Here is a 25,448-nt window from a genome sequence, read left to right on the forward strand (position 1 = left end):
ATTTGAATGAGGTGTTTTATGATTCAAAATGTTGTTACTTCAATAATCCTGTATTCTGGGACAGCCGTAGACTTACTTATTATCCTAATGTTATTTTTTGCCAAAAGAAAAAGCAGAAAAGACATCATTAACATCTATTTAGGACAATTTCTAGGCTCTGTTAGTCTAATATTGCTAAGTTTACTTTTTGCATTTGTCTTAAATTATATTCCTAGTAAAGAGATTTTAGGTTTGCTCGGTTTGATTCCAATTTTCCTAGGACTCAAAGTTTTGCTTTTAGGAGATTCTGATGGAGAAGCTATTGCAAAAGATGGTTTGCGCAAAGATAATAAAAACCTGATTTTTCTAGTCGCTATGATTACTTTTGCAAGTTGTGGTGCTGACAATATTGGTGTTTTTGTCCCATATTTTATTACCTTAAATTTAGCGAATTTGATAGTGGCTTTACTTACCTTTCTAGTCATGATTTATCTCTTGGTTTTTTCTGCACAAAAATTAGCACAAGTCCCTTCTGTTGGAGAAACTTTGGAAAAATATAGCAGATGGTTTATTGCCGTCGTTTATTTAGGATTGGGGATGTATATTCTGATTGAAAACAACAGCTTTGACATGCTAAGGACTGTGTTCGGCTAGGAGAAAAAATTATGAAAAAAGATAGTATATGCCAAGTGAATATTATAAATCAACAAAATGTTACAACCGCAACGAACTACCTTGAAAAGGAAAAAGTCCAAAAATCACTTCGCATTTTATCAAAATTTACCGATAATAAACAGATAAATATCATCTTTTATCTCCTTGCTGTTGAAGAACTCTGTGTCTGCGATATAGCCTGTTTACTAAATCTCAGTATGGCATCTGCCTCCCACCATCTTCGTAAACTAGCCAATCAAAACATCTTGGACACTAGAAGAGAGGGGAAAATTATATATTATTTTATAAAAGATGAGGAAATCAAAGACTTTTTTAATCAACTAGGATAACAACTATTTTTACTACTTTACCATGATTATATATAGGACTTATCTATGAAATTATTTGATGAAAATTACTCACAAGAAAGACCTACTCGTAGCAAATGTTTAAGAAAAAAGTATAATTTAAAGCAAACCGACTTGGACTATAAAGAAATTATTTTCTAAGATATTGCCAAGCTTGTTGAAAATATGTTTTACCACTGCTTCGGCTCTATTACATTTAGAGATTTAGAAACTGTAGATAGAAGTGAAGTATGCATTCAATACGAATCAATAAAGAAGAAAAACGCTGATTTCAAGCGTTTTTTCTTTTTGCCAAATGCGATATATTGCACTGTATTTCAATTCAAACTCTACCTTTTTCTCACCTAGTTTAGCTATGTTTTTAATCAATAGTATATAATATAAAAAAGGAGAAACAATCGTGGAAAAGAAAGCTAATATATCTAAAGACAAAATTTATCGTTACACACTGTCTCGAACTTGGGACTCTACAAAACCTACAGTTTTATTTATTGGATTAAACCCTTCAATAGCAGATGAAAATATTGATGATCCCACAATTACTAGATGCATAAATTTTGCAAAAGATTGGGGATATGGGACTTTACTTATGGCTAATTTATTTGCTTTTAGAAGTACTTATCCGAAAGAAATATATTTAATTGATGATCCTATAGGAAAAGATAATGATCATTATATTTTAGAATGTGTAAAACAGTCTGATTTAATAATTGCTTGCTGGGGAAACAATGGTACTTACATGGATAGGGAAAAAATTATTAAAGAATTAGTACCAAATCTCTATTGCCTTCAGAAAAATAAGAATGGAACCCCACATCATCCCCTTAGACTCTCTAGAGATATTAATCCAATACCATTCAATTTCTAATATCGTTTTTCCGAAAAATAATTGTTTTTCGAAAAGTTTCTTCATAAACTATTTAAATTTATAAATTATTAAGATTCACAGATTTTAATTAAGTTGTGCATTTTTTTGTTTAAGGTGAATTCAAAGTATGCTCATATACCATATAGCTGAGAAATTAATCAAAAATTAGATGAGCACCTTCATATCGAAGACTTGGACGAAAAAATTTGTAAACTAGAAAATCTTATTGATTTATTGAATGATCAATTGGATAGGATTTATTTTCACCAAAATCTTTGAAGAGAGTGGGATTATTTTTTTGTTGAAAAAATAAAATTATTAGAACGTAGACATAATTTGTCCATTAAATATGATAAAATAAAATTGTTTAACGAAACAATATGAAAAATTAATTTAGGAGAATTTTATGTTGGATAATAAAATAAAATTTGAAGAAAAATTAACAAGAGAAGAAATAGATTTCTTAAAAAGAAATTTAAAAACCTGCTTTGATATAATAGTGGAGAGAACTGGTGCAGAAGAATTTGATGTAAAAAATAAGGATAATTTTTTAAAAGAATTTAACCCTTGGCAGAAAGACAAAGGTAAAAATTTAATTGAAGTTTTTGTAGATAACATTAATAAACCTGATTCTAATATAGATTTTTCCTGGTTGGATATTTTAGATAAAGATATTGATAAAAGATGGAACGAATTTAAAGATGATAAGTTTAAAAAAGAAATAAAAGAAAATAAAAAGAAATATACGAATATGCGTTACCAAATCCCAACTCATTTTCATGGGGATATTGATAATGCTGTAATTTTTCACTGTATGGAAAATCCTAAAGGTTATTTAGGAGACCTCAGTGATAGTGAAGTAGATGACGGATTCACAGGAGAAAACCTAAAAGAATTTTATTTTTATTCGGCTGATATACGTGAAGAAGAAAGTGGAACAGTAAAAGAAATAGTTAAAGAACGATATCAATTAGAGGATGTTACTATAGATTCGATTGAAAAGATTATTTATAGCAAAGATAAGAGTGCTTTAGGACGTGAAATTGAACGTATTTATAAACAAAATGAGGATAATCAATATTGTAACTTTGATTTTGATAACGAGAATGGAACGAATAAAACAGTCTTATTAAAAGATTATTATTATTATTTGAAAAAGTATTATTCTCAACTCATTCAAACAAATCAAGAATTAGATTTTCAAAAATTAAAGTATAAGAAAAAAGAAGTTGAAGAGATTGCTAAAAAAATTTGTAATTTAGAAATTTATCCATTCGCATGCAAGTCTCCAAATCTAGGGAAAGGGAGGACTGGTAACAAGATTCTTTTGAATTCAGATCTATCTCGTTTGGGGGCATACATAGTATTGAGAAGAATATATCGGTATCTAAATGGCTTAAATGATAATACCAAACCTATTATTATTTTTCGTAAATACGATATGGCTTGGGAAAAATTGTTTATAAACATATTTGATGAAGTGAAACGAGAATTAGAACGAAAGAATCAAAGTTTTGAAAATGAGATAGTTCTAAACTTGTTAGAAAAAGGTTTCTTTTATTGTCAAACAGGATCACAGGGAGGAGGGATAACAGATGGGAATGTAATCTCAGTTCCTCATTATAGATTATTTTTATCTATGAAAGATGATGCTTTTAAAGAAATTTCTAGCCTATTACCTCGAATCGAAGTTGATAAGAAAGAAACAAAAATAGGTAAATAAAATGTCTAAGACGAACTCTTAAGAACGACTACTAACAATTTTTCTTCGGTTACAAGCCGGTAAAAAACTGATAAAAGCAAGATTATCTAAAGAGTTTGTTGTTGATCCCAAATCAATTCAAAGAGATATAAGTAGATTGAAAGGAATACTAGAGGAAAATCCTCATTTAGGTTTAGAGATTATATTCGATTCTTTAGACAATATTTACCGTTTGATTGGCAAAACAACTTTCAATAATAAGGATATTTTGGGAATCTCAAAAATTCTTTTAGAAAATCGTTCACTAAACAAATCAGAACTAAATTCATTACTCGAAGGCCTTCTAGCTTTACTCTCAATTGAAGAAAAAAGTACAAGCCAGAACTTGTTGATATGCTTTTTTTATTTTTCACTGACAGGCAAACAATAATTATCAGATTGGGACCTAAACGGTCCTATAATCTTTCCTTTTATTGAAAAAGTAAGATATAATCAATCTATAAAATAAAAAAGGAATAAAAATGTGGAAAAATAAACAGCTTACAGATGTACAGAAAGTAAAGAGAATAGAACATGATATGGTTTTTGCTGATTATATTAGGTTAATTTCAGAGCAAAAACTAAGTGAGAATGGAGATTTTCGTGTGAAAACAAGAGAATTAAGTGAGCGAGTCGGTATTGATTATGAAATGTTTCGAAAGATACTAAATAAACACAAGCCAAACCAACCTAGGGATTGTATAATCGCTATTTGTGCAGCGCTATTTTGTTCAGTTGAGGAGACAAATAAGGCGCTGTTTTATTACGATGATATGCCAGGATTGGATACTACTGAAGGCTGTAGAGATTATTTCATAATTCAAGCATTAGAAGGTAATATTGGTAGGGAACACGATTATAATTATATAAGCAAGGGTGTCGAATCGGTCAACAAAACATTAGATAATAATAAATTTTCTATGCTACGTCTATCTAATAAAACTAAAAGTATAGAGAGACAGATTATTTTGAACGGGAGTGATTCTAGTAGTATCAATTGGATTTCGTCAGAAAAATTTTCTAATCGTGAGGAATATCACTCATCGTTAAGTGAGTTTTATAAACCTTATAACTATGGTGTTAGTACGACAATGGAAGTTGAAGTCAATGGTGAAATTCAATATTTGAACATAAAAAGTGATCGAAGTGCTATTTATGTTAAGAATAGGAATAATTTATTTCCAAAAATTTTAGATGAGCAAACAAATTTATTCATTAAATTTTCTTCAAGTTTAAATGATGCAAACTTAAGAGAATTAAAGAAATGCTATGAAATCCTTTATGATACAAGAAATTGGGGACTTAGAAAATGTGCGAAATTAAAAGATGAAGGTATCGTAGTTTATTGCGAGAAATTTAACTACAATATTCCAGAGAGAAATGAATATTTCTATTCAGAAATAAAAGATGGTGTATACACTTTTTCAATTTGTGAAAATAGTATGTTTATGAAAGAATATCTGTCTATAAATGAATTTAAACAATATTATTCTCACAAAAAAAGAAGTAATAAATCAGTAGTTAAAACATTCCATTCTTTGGAAGAGATTAAAGAATTCTTTAATAAAATGAATAGTTTTTCTATTGAACTTCAACATAGTTATTTAGCAAACTTTATAACAATGAAAGAAAGCCTTGAGAAGTTGCATGATAATTTAAAGAATAGGAAAGAATTTATTCGTAATTTTAATGATATTTTCGGTGATGAGTCAAACATGATATATATCTTTTTTGATGTACAAAAAGAATTTGATTGTATTGAAGAAGAAATGGATATAGTCTGTAGAAAGAAGGATGCAGTATTTGAATTTGAAAATAAAAAAATTACTTTATCTAGGGAAGATCTGATTGTAGCTTTCGAGCTTGGAATTGATGATATAGAAGAGGTAATCAGTCTAAAAGTTAAGCATCAAGATTTAAATAAAATTTATAAATAAAAACAAATCGGGACTAAAAAGTCCCGATTTTTGTTGAACTTCTCTTATTTATTAATTATACTTAGTTTATAAATTTGAGGAGGGGCTCTAATGACTAATATTGAATATGTAAATGCGTTACTTTGTAGCAATGATGTAATCTATATCGATACTTCATCTCTAATGAATGTGCAAGAACTTAGGAAGTTTTTAGATAGCTATCAACAATGTTTTATAAAGCATAATAAGAAGATAATTGTTACTAGGGAGGTTTGTTTAGAGATCGTAAAGCATTTAAGTTCAAAAATAGAATCTAAGCAATTTAAAGCACAACGTGTAATTGATTTATTTAAAGAATTTCGTGATGTATTTATTTTTGAAGATCAGAATTTAAATAATTTGGACGCTGAGAAGGCTTTTGCAGATTCAGAATTGTTATCACGTCTGACAAAGGGAAAAACCGAATTTAGTCAATTATTGATTACGAACGATAAGAAGTTAAGTGTAGATGCGTATAGTTTGAATAATCTAAATTCTTGTTTTGGAGAAAAAATATCTGTATGTTATATTTCTAGAAATGGATTGTTGCATAAAGGTGAAACAGAATTTGGGAATCACGTAGTTAATGAAAATAATGGAATAGAACCAGAGAATTCAACTGAGGAACAAATAGTTTCAACGATTTCTGAAGAATTTAAATCAAAACTTTTATTTAGTGCGGCAGGAATTGTTATTGGTGTAGTGTTTACCAAATATGTTCCCAAATTATTGAGATTTATCTAATAAAGATCATTACATCAAAACTTTTTTATTGATAGGGGAATGGTATGGATTTTCAAATTTATTTAATTGTACTTTTATTTATTTTAGTTATATATTTGTCATGGAAGAAATTCATCATTAAAAATAAATTTACACAATATATTATTGATAATGGTGGAAAAGCAGTTAATTCCATTAAAAATAATGAGGGTAGTTTTTATGATTCAGCTAAATTGCTGAATAAGAGATATAAAATAGGTTTACTTAATGCGTATACTGTTGTTAATTCGCTTAAAGATAATAATGAATCTGAGTTGTAGTAAGTCGTTTAATTTTTAAATTAATAGTGTTAGAAAAGGAATATTAATTTTTGGGGTATTATTATGGGTTTGTCAATTGAAAATAGAGAAAAAATTTTGAACTTACTGAATGCTGAGTACGTGATTCCGGATGAAATAATTGGATGTGTTAAAGAAGCTGTCAGAACGTATTCCACCAAAAATTACTCTGATGAAGTGATTGATAAAATTGTTAGAACACCACAAAGTTTATCTAGAGGGTTAACGTTGCTAAGAGAAAGAGATGGGAAAAAGGATTTAAGCTTATTTCGTGGGATATTAACTGAATGGTTGGTTTGTGCAGAATATAATGCTCTTAAAAATAAAGGATCAGTAGTGATGACAATAACTAATCCGGATCCATCGTCAAAGGCTGACCTTCTTCATATTATAAAAATTGGTAATAGTTTCAAAGCGCTACCAGGTCCAGATGTTAAGAGTGGTGGAAGTACTTATGTTTTTAACCAATGGAAAAAGATAATTCTAAACAGATATGAGATACCAATGGTTGATGTGGATGGTATTCTTACTACTGACGTTGGGATGAAAAAATTAACTAAGAAACAAAAACATGAGTTTGAAGAACTGAAAAGAAAGTTCCCTAATAAAAAAGCATTGGAAACTTGTTGGAATAATGAAGATATTTTGAGGGTGATTTCTGACTATTTAAAGTTTATAGAGTTTGAAATCTATCCAGGTACTGAGACTGATCTTGGAATTAAGGATATTGATGTAAAAAACTTGAAAACAAAATTATATAGTGGGGAACTTTTAAATAGTCGAACTTTGGATTGGATAGTATTTTCAAATGAATCAAAAACTATTTTTAACCCAGAAACTGAAGATGCTAGTTTGGTAGAAAATAATATTAACTCTGGCTCAGAAAATGCAAAAGGAACAAATTTAACGAGCTCTGATGTCAAAGAAAAGAACAAGAAAACCAATAGATTCTGGCGTAAAGCTAAGATGATAAGTAACAATAGCATTGAGGTAGCTAAGAAAGTTGGTAGTCATACTATAGAGTGGATGGCAAACAATCCAGAGGCAGTTCTCTCTATAGGTGCTAGTGTTGTTACATTTTTGATAAAAAATATCTCAAATCAAGAAGCTGATGACTATATAAGTGATTCTAGTTATAAATCTAATTATCAATCAGAGTATAATTTAGTTGGAGAACAAATTGTCGAAAAAACTGGCTCACATCACGCTAGCAAGCATATTAGAAATTTACCTGAAGGTCATAATGCTTCTGCAGAAAAAATTGCGACAGCTGAAGAACACGGTTTTTCTTTGGGAGAGGGACAAACTTGGGTTGATGATTATTAATATTTCTGGATGAAACCATAAATAAGTTGATTTAAGTGCCAATGATGATTTTGATAATTAATTAAGTTATTCACTTTCAAAATTTAAAAAGAATACTCATAGTTATATTGTTGAGTTACGAAAGTCTGAATGATAGTGTAATAAAAGACTAACTACGCAAAGTATTATATTTTTAACATGAGTTATCTAACTATTTAACTTGAGAAAACAATGAGTAAAACTACTGTGAAGGTTCCCCTCACAGTGGTTTTGGTAAAAATTGTTAAAGTTATTAATGGATTAGAATCATTGTTACGCACTAAATCTATTAATTCAGTGTATTTTCCATCATCCGAAACGATTTTATTCAGACTAGTTAAATGATAATGAGAATCCTGTCTAAGTGAGTTTTCAAATTCTTGATCCAAGAGTTTCAGTACTGGCCCCCAGTCATTTTGCTTTTTTGCTTGGAGTTTTTTTCTTCTCTTTTATTAATAATTTTTGATATTTTCTTGTCCTTTTCATATGTGACTTAGAACGACGAAAAGAAACAAGGAAACATTGGCCTTATACGCTGACGGAGGAACAATGAATTTTACATGTCTCAAGCCGTCTTCAGTAATGGGTTAAATTTGAAATAATGGAAAAAGAATAGCTTAGTCTTCTTTCATGTGTGCAAACCTCCTTTCTTTAATCGGTATTGATTATTAAAATTAGACACAAAAAAAGGCCAACAATATTTCTCGGTCTTTTTGTATATAAATTTTTTAGATTATATACTTACAGTGAAAGCTCTGGCAATGGGGCAGGAGGAATTTTTAAAAAATAGAGCTCTTTTACTAGAGTGGAGGAATATCAGAGAAGATATAGAGAGTTGTCACTTCTATATTATATTGTGCTTATAAAGCAACGAACCAATAATTAATAAATAACTAACTATTGGAAGTACTTTTAGTGCGCTCTCGAATCTTCAATAAAATAGGAAAAAAGCTAACAAAAGAAATGAACTGCACCCCAAAAGTTAGACAGAAAAAATCAAACTTTTGGGGTATTTTTATTATGAAATTAACTTAAGAAGATAAAGTTCAAATATATGAATTGAGAAAGCAAGGTCAAAGCTTCAACTAGCTTTCAAAAAGATTTGGTGTCGATGTTTCTGTATCCATGGGATTCCGAGGAACATAGATATCACTCCCATCTGAAGCGAATATTGGAAGAGCATAATTGAGTGGAATAGGTCTTGTGAATTCTTTAAATAGGAAGGGTTTTATCTAACGGTATCTTTGGATAAAGATTGAATTTGAAGTCGCCAATTTAGCATCCAGTAATTTTTGATAATGATTCTCTTCCATTCCCAGAATTGTACGAATCATAGTTTCATGTGATAAACTTCTTTGACGCGTTGAGGCCTGTTTACCTTGTTTTACGAACTCACTTTTTGACTAAGGATGATCTGTATACTCCTATTCAAGTGGGATTTAATCTGTTTCATCATGGGAAACACTTCCTTAACTATAATTTGTGATAATGAGTTCAACTCTCACTACCTTTTCTTTCCTCCTATTTTTGAGAGCGCTTGAAATATGTTATAATAGTTCTAGATTATTTTTTTTGGAGGCAAACCGTGGGAAATTTTATTGAGCTAGTCTTTCATCGTTTCTTTTTAGGGATGATTGCAACTGCTTATTTTTGGTTATTGACACTAGCAGGAGGTGTGGTTTTTGGTATAGCACCAGCTAGTGCGACTATCATGAGTTTATTTGCAGAACATGGTTATTCTTACCGTGCCTATGGTTTTAAAGAGGCTTGGACTCTTTACAAGAGTAATTTTATTAAAAGCAATCTCAGTTTCTACACCTTTATGGGACTTGACTTGATCTTGATTTATGGTTTGTATCTCATGATCCAATTGCCGCATCAGACCATTATCCACTTGGCAGCAACTTTTCTGAATATCTTTCTGGTAGCCTTGGTCTTTTTGGCTTATACAGTTTCTCTAAAATTACAAGTTTATTTTGACTTATCCTATCAAAATACCTTAAAGCTTGCCTTTATCGGAATTTTTATGAGCTTGTCAGCAGTGGCTAAAGTTCTTCTTGGTAGCGTCTTGTTAGCCATTATTGGGTTTTATATGCCAGCCCTTATCATTTTTGTAGGGATTGGTATGTGGCATTTCTTTATTAGTGATTTATTGGAGCCTGTTTATGAAAGCATTCATGAAAAATTGGCGTCCAAATAGAATGAAACAATTTTGGCTTCATTCACTCCTTCGAACCTATACTTGGGTGATGATTGTCATCATTGCTAGTTTTGCTCTGTTGATTTCCTATGTGAACTGGGATAGTCGAGAAAAAGAAGCAAGACAGGTTTCCCAGCGGGTTTTGACTCGGACAGTGAGTGAGGTTGAGTATTATTATCGAGAATCAGCGCGTTCAGCCCAAAGTTTAGTAGATAATCAAGCGCGAATCGAGGGAATTTATAAGTATTTTAGCCTCAGTACACCAGATTATTTCTATTGGCAACTGGAGCGTAAAGCATCGCCCTATATATCTGTATCCATTTATGAAAATATCGATGACCTCTATGTGCGCAATGATTTTGTAACGGGTGTAGCCATTGTCTTGCAAGACTCGACAGAAGTTTATGTTTCGAAGAGGGACAATCGTAGTGGTTACAAGGTTTCTGCAGATGCCTTTAAGCCAGATGCCAATAGTTTCGCCATTCCCGTTTCCGATCCAGTATCGGATCAAGCTCTTGGTGTTATTTATGTCTCTGTATCTTCCGATGTTTTTTATAAGGCTATTGACAATACCAGAGGAAATATCCCAATTGCTGTGAGCATCACCTCTCCTTTTGAAACGGATATGTTTCACCAAGGTGAAAAAAGTGATCGAGAGGAATGGGTGCAAGATGAGACAGCTCATGGTTATCAGGTTCAGGTTGCAGTTCCGAGGGATTATGTCCTTAGTGGGAGTATCACTAGTTCGATTTTTATTCTTGCTTTGAGTCTCCTCTTTATCGTTATTTTATATGTAACCTTGAAAAAAACATTTTCGAAGTATCAAACCCAAGTTGTTGACCTAGTGGAAACTATCCATGATATTGCGCAAGGGGAGCAAGGTAAAAGAATTGATCTCACGAAAAAAGACCAGGAATTACTTTTAATCGCTGAGACAACAAATGATATGTTGGATCGATTGGAGAGAAATATCCATGATATTTACCAGCTTGAACTGAGTCAAAAAGATGCCAATATGCGCGCCCTACAAGCTCAGATAAATCCACATTTCATGTACAATACCCTCGAGTTTTTACGGATGTACGCGGTCATGGAAAACCAAAATGAACTAGCGGATATTATCTACGAATTCAGTAGTCTCCTGCGCAACAACATCTCTGACGAACGAGAAACAACATTAAAGCAAGAAGTGGAATTTTGTCGGAAGTATAGTTATCTCTGTATGGTGCGTTATCCAAAATCCATTGCTTACGGATTTAAGATTGACCCTGGATTGGAAGAAATGCGCATTCCAAAATTTACCCTCCAACCCTTGGTGGAGAATTATTTTGCCCACGGAGTTGATCATCGACGTACAGATAATGTGATTAGTATCAAGGCCTTGAAAAAAGAAGGATATGTCGAAATCTTGGTAACCGATAATGGGCGTGGAATGCCTGCTGATAAGCTAGCAGAGATCCAGGATAAATTAGCTCAAAGAACCTTTGAACATACAGTGGATTATAGTGGGAAACGACAGTCCATTGGGATTGTCAATGTGCATGAGCGCTTTGTACTCTACTTTGGTGACCGGTATGATATTAGTGTAGAATCTGTTGAAAAAGAAGGTGTTCGCTATCGAATTACTATTCAAAATGAAGAGAAAGGATAAAGATGTATAAAGTACTTTTAGTGGACGATGAGTACATGATTACAGAAGGACTCAAACGTTTGATTCCTTTTGATAAGTGGGATATGGAAGTCGTTGCAACAGCCAATCATGCTGACGATGCTCTGGACTACGTTCGAGAACATCCCGTCGATATTGTTATTTCAGATGTCAATATGCCTGACAAGACAGGGCTTGAAATGATTGGGGAGATGAAGGAGTTGTTGCCAAATGCTTACTATATCCTCCTTTCAGGTTACCAAGAATTTGACTATGTCAAAAAAGCCATGAATCTCAATGTCGTTGATTATCTGGTCAAACCAGTCGACAAGGTTGAACTTGAACGCTTGCTTGAAAAGATTGCCAGTCAGCTTGGTGAAAAATCTCATGAGCCAGAAATATTGAGTCAGCAACTCGATGAAGAAGCCTTCAAGACTCATCTCAGCCAAAAAGAAAATTGGTGGATCGGACTTTCAAAAGAAAAACAAGGGAATTTTGTCATTCCTTACTACGTTCTAGGTCAAGACTGGCAGATCGTCCTTGCTGATCAGGAATTTGAGGGCTTGTTGGTCATGCCTTTTGAAGCACCTTATCAATCCAACTTTGAAAAATGGAAGCGTGATATTGAAAAGACTCTCTTTTATGGCTCTGTCAATTTAGATCAGTCTGAAAGTCTCTTTTCTTACTACGAGCCCATCTATCGAGTGATTATCCAGGGGAATCTCCAGCAGATTATCGAGGAGTTGACCTTACTTGAGAAGATTGTCTTAGAAAACACACCGAGGGTATCCATTACCAAGCAGCTCTTTACCCAGTTTGTCATGGATGTTTTCCATCTTTTTGAACATCTGAAGGCAGACGACATGACAGATATTGTCAAGAACATTCATGCCATTACAACTTTTGAGGACTTAGTCGCTTATACCAAGGAAACCTTGACATCCTTCTTTGGTCAATACCGCATGAATGAAAATGTAGTCAGCGTGCTTGAAGTCATTGGTAGAGACTACAAAAAAGAACTTTCCCTCAAGGATATCAGCAAGGATCTCTTTATCAATCCCGTTTATTTGGGTCAGTTGATCAAGAAGGAAACCAATTCCACCTTTGCAGAGCTTCTCAATAAGCAACGTATCAAGGCAGCTCAGCAGCTCTTGCTATCTACAAATGATAGTATTGAGGATATTTGCTATACGGTTGGTTACAGTAATGTAGGCTATTTCTATAAGGTCTTTCGAAAACTATGTGGGAAGTCTCCTAAGGCCTACCGTAAGCAGGTGGAAGCAAACTTGTAGGATTTGTTTTGCTTGTTAAAATATGCTATAATAAACTAAAAAACATAAGGGGGTTGCTTTGATGAAAAAGAAACCAATCTATCTATGGGTATTACTGATTTTTTCAGCCTTACTCTCAGCAATGTCACTATTTGGAATCATATCTCCAGTACCTACTGCGGAGGGTATGAGCAATCTAGAAACATCAGCATCAGGTGTTAATGCTACTTATGCTAAGGAGCTCGTTGCTTACACCATTAAGGTATCGGAGCATGGTCATTCTGTCTTCAGCATTCTCTTGGTTGTCTTATCTGTTATTCTAGTTGTTGTGGCTTTCGTTTTCCTTGTTCGTAAAAACATCCAATTGGCTAACTACACTTATCTTGCTTATGTCTTCGTTGCCATCGTTGGTTCTATCTACAACTTTATCGGCGTTCAGGATGCGGTTTCACTTTTTACAGACCCTAACATCCGTATGGGAGCGGAGCTTGGTGCCAAAGGTTCAGCCATTTTTGGGATCGTACTCAATGTTATCTTCCTAGCAATCGTCTTCTATAAAATGTGGCGTCAGCAAAAAGAATTAACAGAAGCTCAAGAAGAGGAAGAACTAGCCTAAGAGTTGACAAAGCATAACTATCAAGATACAATCTTGGTAGTTATTTTTTGAATTCAAAAAAGAAGGAGGAGAGCATGAAAAAAATTTCCTTAGTCTATATCAGTCTGAGTGGAAATACCGAAAGTTTCGTCACACGTCTGAAAGCTTACTTATTAGAACAGTATGAGAATATTGAAGTTGAAAAGATCCATATTAAAGATTTGGTCAAGGAGGGAGAGAATTTCTTTGAGATGACCAATCCATATGTCGCTTTTCTACCGACTTATCTAGAAGGTGGCAATGGAGTTGACAATGGTGATGTGGAGATTTTGACCACTCCAGTAGGGGACTTTATCGCTTACGGTGACAATGCCAGCAAGTGTTTTGGTGTCGTAGGATCAGGCAATCGTAACTTCAACAACCAATACTGTTTGACGGCTAAACAATACAGCCAACGCTTCGGATTCCCCGTTCTAGCAGACTTTGAGATGCGTGGTATGCTGGGAGATATCAAGAAGGTCGCAGGGATTATTGCGGAACTCTATGAATTAGAAGCTTTGTAAGAGGTCAGATTTTCTGAGAAAGAGTTTTATTCCATGAATAAAGGATTTACTTCAAAAGGAAACAGTCGAAATGAGTAAATTACAGAGATCATTTTTAAAGTATATAAGACGCAAACCAAGCTTCAAGGATATTATGCTTTGCAGTGCCTTGCTACTCTTAGCGATCGCCCTGTTGCAGTTCTGCGAGAAATTTCTTGATGAAAGTTTGTCAGCATACGGAACCATGGCATCATTAGGGATTGTTATATTGGTGGGAATCATAGTTCTCAGGAAAAAATAGAAAAGGACTCGAGAAATACTATCTCGAATCCTTTTTTTATTTTCTGATGTCTTCAATAATTTCTTTTGAAATCATAATTCCCAAACGATATCCTTTATTGATGTAGTCGATGACATCGTTAATGTTTTCTGTTGTTTGAATCTTTTCCTTGATAGTAGCGCGAAAAGATTCATCCTTTAACAGCTGTTCTTGTAGAAGTCTTTGTAGTTTTTCCTTTTCGTATTTGTTGATGAGAAAAAGAGCGACAAGACTGATGACAACTAAAATATAAGCATATTGGCTCATAAAATCTCTCCCTAAGTGATAAAGAAATTAATAGCAAGAGAAAAGCGAAAAAGATTTTTCGCTTTTCAAGTAAGGACAATATAGAAATTAGGCAAGTGATCGCTAATCTAAAATAGTAGATGTAATGCCCTCCGCCCCTAGTACCAAATAAAAGTCCGTAGAGGTTTAGGATTGGTTGCTTAAATCGCTCTGTAATCCCGTAACTTTAAGATTGAGACGTCTTTCGGTAGAAATCGATAATATTTCTATCGAAAGACTAGTGAAGCGCCTAGCCAAACTCTGAATAGGATTTGGCGTTAGTTACTTAGACTGCATTACAATAAAGTGATTAAAAGCCTACGACATGAGCCTAACCAAATCGATATTATTTGGTTAGGTGAATTAGTGAAGCGTTTAGGCAATTCGCCATAGTTACGATGTCATGTTCTCTAAATCGATTACATTTAGAGAACATGACTAGTGAAGCAGTTAGCTAGTCCGCATAAAAGCAGCTAGCGTCTAACAATTAGGAACTTTAGTTCCAGTAACTTTAAGATTACGACGTCTTTCGGTAGAAATCGATAATATTTCTATCGAAAGACTAGTGAAGCACCTAGCCAAATCCCCTATAGGATTTAGCGTTAGTTACTTAGATTGCTTTACAATAAAGTGATTAAAAGTCTACGACATGAGCCTAACCAAATCGATATTATTTGGTTAGGTGAATTAGATAAGCGTTTAGGCAATTCACCTCATTTACGACGTCGTGGCCCTCGAAATCGATTATATTTAGGGGCGATGACTAGTGAAGCAGTGAGCTAGTCCGCATAAAAGCGGCTAACGTCCAACAATTAGGAACTTTAGTTCCAGTAACTTTAAGATTACGACGTCTTTCGGTAGAAATCGATATTATTTGGTTAGGTGAATTAGTGAAGCGTTTAGGCAATTCGCCTCATTTACGACGTCGTGGCCCTCTAAATCGATTATATTTAGGGGCTATGACTAGTGAAGCAGTTAGCTAGTCCGCATAAAAGCGGCTAGCGTCCAACAATTAGGAACTTTAGTTCCAGTAACTTTAAGATTACGACGTCTTTCGGTAGAAATCGATAATATTTCTATCGAAAGACTAGTGAAGCGCCTAGCCAAATCCCTTATAGGATTTGGCGTTAGTTACTTAGATTGCTTCGCGATCAAGTAACTTTGGCGATTTACATCTTCTCTGGTGCTTCTACACCCAACAAACGAAGGGCTTCTTTGAGGACAACTGCAGTTGCATAGCTGAGGGCTAAACGACTGTCGCGTTCTGGACTTTCATCCAAGATACGAGTGTGAGCGTAATATTTGTTAAAGGCTTGCGCTAAGCTAATTGCAAATTTAGCAATGATAGAAGGTTCAAAGTTATCTGCCGCACGGTTGATAATACGTGGGAAATCTTGGATGAGTTTAATGATTTCCCAGCTTTCAGGATCATTCAAGCTATAGTTGGCATCTGCTTCAGGTTTGAAATCCGCTTTGCGCAAGATAGATTGGATACGAGCATAGGCGTATTGAACATAAGGACCAGTCTCGCCTTCAAAGGATACCATAGCTTCAAGGTCAAAGTCGTATCCATTTGTACGGTCAGTTTTAAGGTCATAGAATTTAATGGCTCCAACTCCAACAGCATGAGCAACCTGGTCTTTATTTTCAAGTTCCGGATTTTTGGCTTCAATTTGCGCTTTGGCACGGCTGATGGCTTCTGCGACAGTAGGCTCTAACAAGATAACATTCCCTTTACGAGTAGAGAGTTTCTTGCCTTCTTTTGTTACCAATCCAAAAGGAACATGGACAATATCTTGACTCCAATCGTAACCCATCTCTTGCAAGACAGCCTTGAGTTGTTTAAAGTGAGCAGATTGTTCTTGACCAACGACATAGATAGATTTAGCAAATTGGTATTCGTTTTTACGGTAAAGGGCAGCGGCCAAGTCACGTGTGATGTAGAGAGTTGCACCGTCAGATTTCTTGATAAGTGCTGGATGTTCAATTCCATATTTTTCAAGATTCACAACTTGGGCACCTTCTGACTCAACAAGAAGTCCTTTTTCAGAAAGGATGTCTACAACTGCATCCATCTTGTCATTGTAGAAGGCTTCCCCGTTGTAGCTGTCGAATTCAACCTTCAATTCATTATAAAGGCGGTTAAATTCCACCAAACTTTCATCACGGAACCATTGCCAAAGAGCGAGAGCTTCCTCATCTCCATTTTCAAGCTTACGGAACCATTCGCGTGCTTCTTCATCCAAGCTAGGGTCATTTTCAGCTTCAGCATTGATGCGAACGTAGAGTTTAAGAAGTTCATCAATCGGATGAGCTTTTACAGCTTCTTCGTCGCCCCATTTTTTGTAGGCAACGATCAGCATTCCAAACTGTTTACCCCAGTCTCCTAAATGGTTGACCTTGACTGTTTGATAACCGATTTTTTGGAAAATATGTGACAAGCTATCTCCGATAACAGTTGAGCGCAGGTGACCAATAGAGAATGGTTTAGCAATATTAGGACTAGACATGTCGATAACAACATTTTCTTGTTTACCAATATTTTGGTCAGCATAGTGTTCTTTTTCAGTGATAACAGCTTGTAATACTTGAGCAGAAATGGCATTTTTATCAAGGAAGAAGTTAACATAAGGTCCAGTAGCGACGACTTTTTCAAAGGCTTGGCTATTGATTTTTTCAGCGATATCTGCTGCGATCATTTGTGGAGCTTTTCTCTCAACTTTTGCTAGAGTAAAGGCAGGGAAGGCGATGTCTCCCATGTCAGAGTTTTTGGGTTGTTCTAGTAAATTTAAAATAGCCTCTTGATCCAGGCTGTCAATGACGCTAGCCAATTCGCTAGCAATCAATTGTTTTGTATTCATTATAAACTCCTTTGGACTTTTCTTCTATTTTATCACAATTTTGAGGAATGATAAGAATTTTTTTGAAATATTCGGTTTTTTTGGTATAATGTTCTTATTAAATAGTTGTAAAATGTTATAAATATTCACTCGAGAGGATGTTATGAGAAAAAGAGAACGTCATCAGTTGATCAAGCAGATGATCACTGAGGAAAAATTAGGGACTCAAAAAGAGATCCAGGATCGGTTGGAAGCACGCAATGTTTTTGTGACGCAAACGACCTTGTCGCGTGACCTTCGCGAATTGGGCTTGACCAAGGTTAAGAAAAATGATAAGGTCTACTACGTACTAGCAAATGAGACAGAGAAGATTGACCTGGTTGAGTTCTTGTCCCATCATTTGGAAGGTGTAGCAAGAGCTGAGTTTACCTTAGTTTTGCACACTAAATTGGGTGAAGCCGCAGTTTTAGCCAATGTTGTCGATGCCAACAAGGATGAATGGATTTTAGGAACAGTTGCGGGTGCCAATACTCTCTTGGTAATCTGCCGAGATCAGCATGTTGCTAAACTCATGGAAGATCGTTTGTTAGATTTGATGAAGGATAGATAAGGTCTTGGGAGTCTCTCTCAAGACTATTTTTAACAAGGAGAGAATGGATGATGACAGAAAAATTATCACCTGGCATGCAACAGTATGTGGATATAAAAAAACAATATCCAGATGCTTTTTTGCTCTTTCGTATGGGTGATTTTTATGAGTTATTTTACGAAGATGCAGTCAATGCTGCCCAGATACTAGAAATTTCACTAACCAGTCGCAATAAGAATGCTGACAATCCTATTCCCATGGCTGGAGTTCCTTATCACTCAGCGCAACAGTATATTGATGTCCTAGTGGAGCGTGGCTACAAGGTTGCCATTGCTGAGCAGATGGAGGATCCTAAGCAGGCAGTAGGGGTTGTTAAGCGCGAGGTTGTGCAGGTGATTACCCCTGGTACAGTCGTCGATAGTAGTAAACCAGATAGTCAAAACAACTTTTTGGTGGCTATCGACCGTGACGGTCAGCAATTTGGTTTGGCATACATGGACTTAGTGACGGGTGATTTCTATGTGACAGGTTTATTGGATTTTACCCTAGTCTGTGGTGAAATCCGAAATCTTAAGGCAAAAGAAGTTGTCATCGGCTATGCCTTAACTGAAGAGGAAGAACAGATTCTCAGCCGTCAAATGAATTTGGTGCTTTCTTATGAGAAAGAATTATTTGAAGACATACATCTGTTGGATCCACGCTTGGCGCCTATTGAACAAGCTGCCAGCAGTAAGCTTCTTCAGTATGTTCATCGGACTCAGATGAGAGAGTTGAATCACTTGAAGCCAGTTGTCCGTTATGAAATTAAGGATTTCTTGCAGATGGATTATGCAACCAAGGCTAGTCTAGATCTAGTAGAAAATGCTCGTTCTGGCAAGAAACAAGGGAGTCTTTTCTGGTTGCTAGATGAAACTAAGACTGCCATGGGAATGCGTCTTTTGCGCTCTTGGATCCACCGTCCCTTGATTGACAAGGATCGTATCCTTGAACGTCAGGAGGTTGTACAGGTCTTTTTAGATTATTTCTTTGAGCGCAGTGATTTGACAGAAAGCCTCAAGGGAGTCTACGATATTGAGCGTCTGGCTAGTCGTGTGTCTTTTGGGAAAAGCAATCCTAAAGACCTCTTACAATTAGCGACTACCTTGGGAAGTGTTCCACGAATTCGAGCAATTTTAGAAGGAATGGAGCAACCAGCTCTTGCCTATCTGATTGAACAATTAGATCCTATTTCTGAGTTGGAAAGTCTTATTAGCGCAGCCATTGCTCCTGAGGCTCCTCATGTGATTACCGAAGGTGGTATTATTCGGACTGGTTTTGACGAGACCTTGGACAAGTATCGTCGGGTACTGAGAGAAGGAACCAGCTGGATTGCTGAGATTGAGGCTAAGGAGAGAGAAAATTCTGGCATCAGTACGCTCAAGATTGACTACAATAAAAAAGACGGCTACTATTTCCATGTGACCAATTCGCAGCTTGGTAACGTACCAGCCCACTTTTTCCGTAAGGCTACGCTGAAAAACTCGGAGCGTTTTGGGACAGAGGAGTTGGCTCGTATCGAAGGAGAAATGTTAGAAGCGCGTGAGAAATCAGCAAACCTAGAGTACGAAATTTTTATGCGGATCCGTGAGGAGGTTGGGAAGTATATCCAACGCCTGCAAGCCCTAGCCCAAGGAATTGCTACTGTCGATGTCTTACAAGGCTTGGCAGTGGTAGCAGAAAATCAACACCTGATTCGTCCAGAGTTTGGTCAGGACTCGCAAATTGACATTCAAAAAGGTCGTCACGCTGTCGTTGAGAAGGTCATGGGAGCCCAAACCTATATTCCCAATAGTATCCAAATGGGTGAAGATACTAGCATCCAGCTGATTACAGGGCCTAATATGAGCGGGAAGTCAACCTATATGCGCCAGCTAGCTATGACAGCAGTCATGGCCCAGATAGGATCTTATGTTCCGGCAGAAAGTGCTCACTTGCCTATCTTTGATGCGATTTTTACCCGTATCGGTGCAGCAGATGACTTGGTGTCAGGTCAGTCAACCTTTATGGTCGAGATGATGGAAGCCAATAATGCCATTGCGCATGCGACTGAGAATTCTCTCATTCTCTTTGATGAGCTTGGACGCGGAACGGCAACTTATGATGGCATGGCCTTGGCCCAGGCAATTATCGAGTATATTCATGAACATATCGGAGCCAAGACTCTCTTTGCGACTCATTACCATGAATTGACTAGTTTGGAGACTAGTCTGGGACATCTGGTTAACGTTCACGTGGCTACACTTGAGCAAAATGGACAAGTTACCTTCCTTCACAAGATCGAAGCAGGACCAGCTGATAAATCATACGGTATTCACGTAGCTAAGATTGCAGGTTTACCGGTAGACTTACTGAAAAGAGCAGATGAAATTTTAACTCAATTAGAGAGTCAAGGTCAGGAAAGTCCTGCTCCAATGAAACAAACACATGCAGTCTCTGAACAAATTTCCCTATTTGACTCGGCGGAAGAAAATCCTATTCTAGCAGAATTGGCTAAAGTAGATGTGTACAACATGACACCGATGCAAGCCATGAACCTCTTGTTAGAATGGAAACAAAAATTATAAATCAAAACCCACTCAGTCCTGTGAGTGGGTTTCTGTTGCATTATTTCTTCTGAGCCAATAATTGGTTGATGTGGGCAACCTTCTTTGATTCTCTTTTGTAGAGAATCGACCAGATGATGAGATAGACGATGGCAAACTCTGGGATGAGTTGAAGGATGAAAGTCCAGCGAAGTGGAAACCAACCTGCCAGAATTGCTAGAGGAACAAAACCTAATAGCATGAGGAAGAAGTGAGTGACAGTAGCACGAAGAAGGCTCCAGTCTTTGGCAAAGAGACGGCTACCAAAACTAAAGAGGACTCCGATAGCTGCCCAGATGATAGAACAGTAGAGCAAAACTAGAGCGCCATGTACCTGTTGTTGGATCATGAATTGGCCAATCAAAGAGTTGGGGCTAAGTGGTGCATAGTTGCTTGGTGAAAAGATAAAAGAAAAGATAATAGATAGGATGAGGCCGATGAGGATACCGGTTGCGGCATCGTGGAAAATTTGTTTTTTCATAGTTCTAATTTCTCCTTAATAGCTTTGAGGTAACGGCGAGATGAGTAGGTGAAACTGTCATTTTTTAGATAGATTTCAATCAAGCCGTTAGAGGTTAGTTTTAGATGACTAATAGCATCGATGTTGACAATTTCCGATTGGGAAATTTGGATAAAGGAAGCAGGTAGAATTTCACTTGCTTGGTAAAGACGAATGTCGAGCGCATAGGTTTGGCTATCCGTTTCAGCTAAGACTTTGCGATTTTCAATATATATACGTTGAATCTTACTAATCTGAATCAAGTAGACCTGGTCTTGGAATTTTCCTTTAAGAGTTTCGTTTTGATCCAGTGATTGAACAAAGTCTTGAACTTTTTGAACTCTGGGGGACAAAGATGGTGCTTCTATGATGATTTGTTCTTCGGCGTATTGTTGATCAATGTCAAGTCTAACTTTCATATTTTCTCCTTTGTAAAAGTTGTAATAGAGATCTCTTACTTACAAATCTATTAAACACCATTTTGTTGACAATTACAAGAAGGTTTGTCTATGTGGTCGGTTGAAGAGTCTATCTGGCAGGTGACCGTTTTCATAGAATTTTTAGAGTAAAGAAGTCAAAAAATAAGAAGAAATATATTGACAAAAATAGAAAAAACGTGGTACAATAATAGACGGTACTTTTTACTTTTGGTCTCTCAAGAGTGTACAGGGACGTGCTGACAAATGTTGCAAAAGTACACACAGATGATAGCTGTCACCAAGTGTATCATCACCAAAAATAAAAAAACACAGGAGAATGTAGATGCCTACAATTAACCAATTGGTTCGCAAACCGCGTAAATCAAAAGTAGAAAAATCTAAATCACCAGCTTTGAACGTTGGTTACAACAGTCATAAAAAAGTTCAAACAAACGTTTCTTCACCACAAAAACGTGGTGTTGCAACTCGTGTTGGAACAATGACACCTAAAAAACCTAACTCTGCCCTTCGTAAATTTGCTCGTGTACGTTTGAGCAACCTTATCGAAGTTACTGCCTACATCCCAGGTATCGGACACAACTTGCAAGAGCACAGCGTGGTGCTTCTTCGTGGTGGACGTGTAAAAGACCTTCCAGGGGTACGTTACCATATCGTCCGTGGTGCACTTGATACTGCAGGTGTTAACGATCGTAAACAAGGCCGTTCTAAATACGGTACTAAACGTCCGAAAAAAGCATAAGGAAAGGGGATAAAGAGAAATGAGTCGTAAAAATAGAGCTCCAAAACGTGACGTATTGCCAGATCCGCTTTACAATTCACAATTAGTTACTCGTCTTATCAACCGCGTTATGCTTGACGGTAAACGTGGTACAGCTGCTTCAATCGTTTACGGTGCTTTTGAGCAAATCAAAGAAGTTACTGGTAACGATGCACTTGAAGTATTTGAAACAGCTATGGAAAACATCATGCCTGTACTTGAAGTACGTGCACGTCGTGTTGGTGGTTCTAACTACCAAGTCCCAGTTGAAGTTCGTCCAGAACGTCGTACAACACTTGGACTTCGTTGGTTGGTAACAATCGCTCGCCTTCGTGGTGAACACACAATGCAAGACCGTCTTGCAAAAGAAATCTTGGATGCTGCTAACAACACTGGTGCAGCAGTTAAGAAACGTGAAGACACTCACCGTATGGCTGAAGCTAACCGTGCCTTCGCACACTTCCGTTGGTAAAATCATGATGCTAGGAACGGCAAGGATGCAAAGTGAAAATAGGAAACTGACGCAGTATTCGACGAATACAAGGAAGTTTATCTTTTTCACACAGCATCCCGTTCCGGCTCAAATCGGCTAATTAACTTTAGCTCGAGTACAACTCAACTTATCTACAAGTTGAAACCAACAATAACAAGATAAACATTGAGAACGGGTAGGTCCTGCCTATCCGTTTTTATTAAATCGTGTTATAATAGAATAGAAATAAAAAAATATAGGAGAAACAAACCTCATGGCACGCGAATTTTCACTTGAAAAAACTCGTAATATCGGTATCATGGCTCACGTCGATGCTGGTAAAACAACTACAACTGAGCGTATCCTTTACTACACTGGTAAAATCCACAAAATCGGTGAAACTCACGAAGGTGCGTCACAAATGGACTGGATGGAGCAAGAGCAAGAACGTGGTATCACTATCACATCTGCTGCGACAACAGCTCAATGGAACAACCACCGCGTAAACATCATCGACACACCAGGACACGTGGACTTCACAATCGAAGTACAACGTTCTCTTCGTGTATTGGACGGTGCGGTTACAGTTCTTGACTCACAATCAGGTGTTGAGCCTCAAACTGAAACAGTTTGGCGTCAAGCGACTGAGTACGGAGTTCCACGTATCGTATTTGCCAACAAAATGGATAAAATCGGTGCTGACTTCCTTTACTCAGTAAGCACACTTCACGATCGTCTTCAAGCAAACGCACACCCAATTCAATTGCCAATCGGTTCTGAAGATGACTTCCGTGGTATCATCGACTTGATCAAGATGAAAGCTGAAATCTATACTAACGACCTTGGTACAGATATTCTTGAAGAAGACATTCCAGCTGAATACCTTGAGCAAGCTCAAGAATACCGTGAAAAATTGATCGAAGCAGTTGCTGAAACTGACGAAGAATTGATGATGAAATACCTCGAAGGTGAAGAAATCACTAACGAAGAATTGAAAGCTGGTATCCGTAAAGCGACTATCAACGTTGAATTCTTCCCAGTATTGTGTGGTTCTGCCTTCAAGAACAAAGGTGTTCAATTGATGCTTGATGCGGTTATCGACTACCTTCCAAGTCCACTTGATATCCCAGCGATCAAAGGTATTAACCCAGATACAGACGAAGAAGAAACTCGTCCAGCATCTGATGAAGAGCCATTTGCAGCTCTTGCCTTCAAGATCATGACTGACCCATTCGTAGGTCGTTTGACATTCTTCCGTGTTTACTCAGGTGTTCTTCAATCAGGTTCTTACGTATTGAACACTTCTAAAGGTAAACGTGAACGTATCGGACGTATCCTTCAAATGCACGCTAACAGCCGTCAAGAAATCGACACTGTTTACTCAGGTGATATCGCTGCTGCCGTTGGTTTGAAAGATACTACAACTGGTGACTCATTGACAGATGAAAAAGCTAAAATCATCCTTGAGTCAATTAACGTTCCAGAACCAGTTATCCAATTGATGGTTGAGCCTAAATCTAAAGCAGACCAAGACAAGATGGGTATCGCCCTTCAAAAATTGGCTGAAGAAGATCCAACATTCCGCGTTGAAACTAACGTTGAAACTGGTGAAACAGTTATCTCTGGTATGGGTGAGCTTCACCTTGACGTCCTTGTTGACCGTATGCGTCGTGAATTCAAAGTTGAAGCGAACGTAGGTGCTCCTCAAGTATCTTACCGTGAAACATTCCGTGCTCCTACTCAAGCACGTGGATTCTTCAAACGTCAGTCTGGTGGTAAAGGTCAGTTCGGTGATGTATGGATTGAATTTACTCCAAACGAAGAAGGAAAAGGATTCGAATTTGAAAACGCAATCGTCGGTGGTGTGGTTCCTCGTGAATTTATCCCAGCGGTTGAAAAAGGTTTGGTAGAATCTATGGCTAACGGTGTTCTTGCAGGTTACCCAATGGTTGACGTTAAAGCTAAGCTTTACGATGGTTCATACCACGATGTCGACTCATCTGAAACTGCCTTCAAGATCGCTGCATCTCTTGCACTTAAAGAAGCTGCTAAGACTGCACAACCAGCTATCCTTGAACCAATGATGCTTGTAACAATCACTGTTCCAGAAGAAAACCTTGGTGATGTTATGGGTCACGTAACTGCTCGTCGTGGACGTGTAGATGGTATGGAAGCACACGGTAACAGCCAAATCGTTCGTGCTTACGTTCCACTTGCTGAAATGTTCGGTTATGCAACAGTTCTTCGTTCTGCATCACAAGGACGTGGTACATTTATGATGGTATTCGACCACTACGAAGATGTACCTAAGTCAGTACAAGAAGAAATCATTAAGAAAAACAAAGGTGAAGAATAATTGGCTCTTTGTCAACTGTAGTGGGTTGAATAAAAGCTAACATC

23 protein-coding genes are annotated in these 25,448 nt (G+C 36.5%); 19 read left to right on the top strand and 4 right to left on the bottom strand.

Going from position 1 to position 25,448, the window contains the following annotated elements:
- The first annotated feature begins 18 nt into the window (after nt 1–18).
- The 14 genes from AB2B50_RS08375 (at nt 19) to nrdI (ending at nt 14,247) form a co-directional block, all read left to right on the top strand.
- Nucleotides 19–633 carry a CadD family cadmium resistance transporter gene (locus AB2B50_RS08375; RefSeq protein ID WP_000615745.1) on the top strand — a complete coding sequence of 205 codons (615 nt, stop codon included), beginning with the start codon at nt 19–21 and terminating at the stop codon, nt 631–633.
- Between the two features lie 11 nt (nt 634–644).
- The gene (cadX, locus tag AB2B50_RS08380) at nt 645–983 is read left to right on the top strand and encodes a Cd(II)/Zn(II)-sensing metalloregulatory transcriptional regulator CadX (protein WP_000711083.1); all 339 of its coding nucleotides are present in this window, start codon (nt 645–647) and stop codon (nt 981–983) included.
- 418 nt (nt 984–1,401) lie between these two features.
- Nucleotides 1,402–1,869 carry a DUF1643 domain-containing protein gene (locus AB2B50_RS08385; RefSeq protein WP_045773649.1) on the top strand — a complete coding sequence of 156 codons (468 nt, stop codon included), beginning with the start codon at nt 1,402–1,404 and terminating at the stop codon, nt 1,867–1,869.
- Nucleotides 1,870–2,275: 406 nt separating this feature from the next.
- Nucleotides 2,276–3,592 carry a hypothetical protein gene (locus AB2B50_RS08390; RefSeq protein WP_320693202.1) on the top strand — a complete coding sequence of 439 codons (1,317 nt, stop codon included), beginning with the start codon at nt 2,276–2,278 and terminating at the stop codon, nt 3,590–3,592.
- A 136-nt stretch (nt 3,593–3,728) separates the two neighbouring features.
- Nucleotides 3,729–4,001 (top strand): hypothetical protein, encoded by a 273-nt coding sequence (locus AB2B50_RS08395; protein WP_320693203.1) that lies wholly within the window; start codon nt 3,729–3,731, stop codon nt 3,999–4,001.
- Between the two features lie 91 nt (nt 4,002–4,092).
- Nucleotides 4,093–5,547 carry a hypothetical protein gene (locus AB2B50_RS08400; RefSeq protein WP_320693204.1) on the top strand — a complete coding sequence of 485 codons (1,455 nt, stop codon included), beginning with the start codon at nt 4,093–4,095 and terminating at the stop codon, nt 5,545–5,547.
- A 90-nt stretch (nt 5,548–5,637) separates the two neighbouring features.
- Complete coding sequence (locus tag AB2B50_RS08405; protein ID WP_320693205.1) at nt 5,638–6,309, top strand: PIN domain-containing protein; 672 nt, start codon at nt 5,638–5,640, stop codon at nt 6,307–6,309.
- A 44-nt stretch (nt 6,310–6,353) separates the two neighbouring features.
- Nucleotides 6,354–6,608: a hypothetical protein gene (locus tag AB2B50_RS08410; RefSeq protein ID WP_320693206.1), complete on the top strand. Its 255-nt coding sequence runs from the start codon at nt 6,354–6,356 to the stop codon at nt 6,606–6,608.
- Between the two features lie 63 nt (nt 6,609–6,671).
- Nucleotides 6,672–7,952, top strand: a complete 1,281-nt coding sequence (locus tag AB2B50_RS08415) for a hypothetical protein (protein WP_320693207.1) — start codon at nt 6,672–6,674, stop codon at nt 7,950–7,952.
- Between the two features lie 1,603 nt (nt 7,953–9,555).
- Nucleotides 9,556–10,170: a YesL family protein gene (locus AB2B50_RS08420; RefSeq protein WP_061863454.1), complete on the top strand. Its 615-nt coding sequence runs from the start codon at nt 9,556–9,558 to the stop codon at nt 10,168–10,170.
- Nucleotides 10,148–11,821: a sensor histidine kinase gene (locus tag AB2B50_RS08425; protein WP_320693216.1), complete on the top strand. Its 1,674-nt coding sequence runs from the start codon at nt 10,148–10,150 to the stop codon at nt 11,819–11,821. Before AB2B50_RS08420 ends, AB2B50_RS08425 begins: the two co-directional genes overlap by 23 nt.
- Nucleotides 11,822–11,823: 2 nt before the next feature.
- On the top strand, nt 11,824–13,110 hold the full coding sequence (locus AB2B50_RS08430; RefSeq protein ID WP_320693208.1) for a response regulator transcription factor: 1,287 nt from the start codon (nt 11,824–11,826) through the stop codon (nt 13,108–13,110).
- Nucleotides 13,111–13,171: 61 nt separating this feature from the next.
- Entirely contained in the window at nt 13,172–13,705 is a 534-nt protein-coding gene (locus AB2B50_RS08435) for an ABC transporter permease (protein WP_320693209.1), read from the top strand.
- Between the two features lie 74 nt (nt 13,706–13,779).
- Nucleotides 13,780–14,247: a class Ib ribonucleoside-diphosphate reductase assembly flavoprotein NrdI gene (gene nrdI, locus AB2B50_RS08440; RefSeq protein ID WP_320693210.1), complete on the top strand. Its 468-nt coding sequence runs from the start codon at nt 13,780–13,782 to the stop codon at nt 14,245–14,247.
- A 316-nt stretch (nt 14,248–14,563) separates the two neighbouring features.
- Here the strand turns inward: nrdI and AB2B50_RS08445 are convergent, their stop codons facing one another.
- Nucleotides 14,564–14,812, bottom strand: coding sequence for a MarR family transcriptional regulator (locus AB2B50_RS08445; protein WP_320693211.1), 249 nt, complete (start codon nt 14,810–14,812; stop codon nt 14,564–14,566).
- A gap of 1,187 nt (nt 14,813–15,999) precedes the next feature.
- The gene (gene argS / locus AB2B50_RS08450; protein WP_320693212.1) at nt 16,000–17,691 is read right to left on the bottom strand and encodes an arginine--tRNA ligase; all 1,692 of its coding nucleotides are present in this window, start codon (nt 17,689–17,691) and stop codon (nt 16,000–16,002) included.
- A gap of 142 nt (nt 17,692–17,833) precedes the next feature.
- On the opposite strand from argS, the gene argR reads away from it, so the two are divergent.
- Both argR and mutS read left to right on the top strand, forming a co-directional pair.
- A complete protein-coding gene (gene argR / locus AB2B50_RS08455) occupies nt 17,834–18,280 on the top strand; it encodes an arginine repressor (protein WP_001231485.1) in 447 nt (148 codons plus the stop codon).
- A 47-nt stretch (nt 18,281–18,327) separates the two neighbouring features.
- Complete coding sequence (mutS, locus tag AB2B50_RS08460) at nt 18,328–20,862, top strand: DNA mismatch repair protein MutS (protein ID WP_320693213.1); 2,535 nt, start codon at nt 18,328–18,330, stop codon at nt 20,860–20,862.
- Nucleotides 20,863–20,902: 40 nt separating this feature from the next.
- On the opposite strand, the gene AB2B50_RS08465 is transcribed toward mutS, so the two are convergent.
- Together AB2B50_RS08465 and AB2B50_RS08470 are read right to left on the bottom strand one after the other, a co-directional pair.
- A complete protein-coding gene (locus AB2B50_RS08465) occupies nt 20,903–21,361 on the bottom strand; it encodes a DUF3021 domain-containing protein (protein WP_320693214.1) in 459 nt (152 codons plus the stop codon).
- Complete coding sequence (locus AB2B50_RS08470; RefSeq protein WP_060955207.1) at nt 21,358–21,798, bottom strand: LytTR family DNA-binding domain-containing protein; 441 nt, start codon at nt 21,796–21,798, stop codon at nt 21,358–21,360. The genes AB2B50_RS08465 and AB2B50_RS08470 overlap by 4 nt, the downstream gene beginning before the upstream one ends.
- 343 nt (nt 21,799–22,141) lie before the next feature.
- On the opposite strand from AB2B50_RS08470, the gene rpsL reads away from it, so the two are divergent.
- The 3 genes from rpsL to fusA all read left to right on the top strand — a co-directional run bounded on the left by rpsL (nt 22,142) and on the right by fusA (nt 25,404).
- Nucleotides 22,142–22,558 (top strand): 30S ribosomal protein S12, encoded by a 417-nt coding sequence (gene rpsL / locus AB2B50_RS08475; RefSeq protein ID WP_001142333.1) that lies wholly within the window; start codon nt 22,142–22,144, stop codon nt 22,556–22,558.
- A 19-nt stretch (nt 22,559–22,577) separates the two neighbouring features.
- A complete protein-coding gene (rpsG, locus tag AB2B50_RS08480) occupies nt 22,578–23,048 on the top strand; it encodes a 30S ribosomal protein S7 (RefSeq protein WP_000087876.1) in 471 nt (156 codons plus the stop codon).
- A 274-nt stretch (nt 23,049–23,322) separates the two neighbouring features.
- Nucleotides 23,323–25,404, top strand: a complete 2,082-nt coding sequence (gene fusA / locus AB2B50_RS08485) for an elongation factor G (RefSeq protein ID WP_320693215.1) — start codon at nt 23,323–23,325, stop codon at nt 25,402–25,404.
- Nucleotides 25,405–25,448: the final 44 nt, after the last annotated feature.

This window comes from Streptococcus fermentans (assembly GCF_040888305.1).
Taxonomy (GTDB): Bacteria; Bacillota; Bacilli; order Lactobacillales; family Streptococcaceae; genus Streptococcus; species Streptococcus fermentans.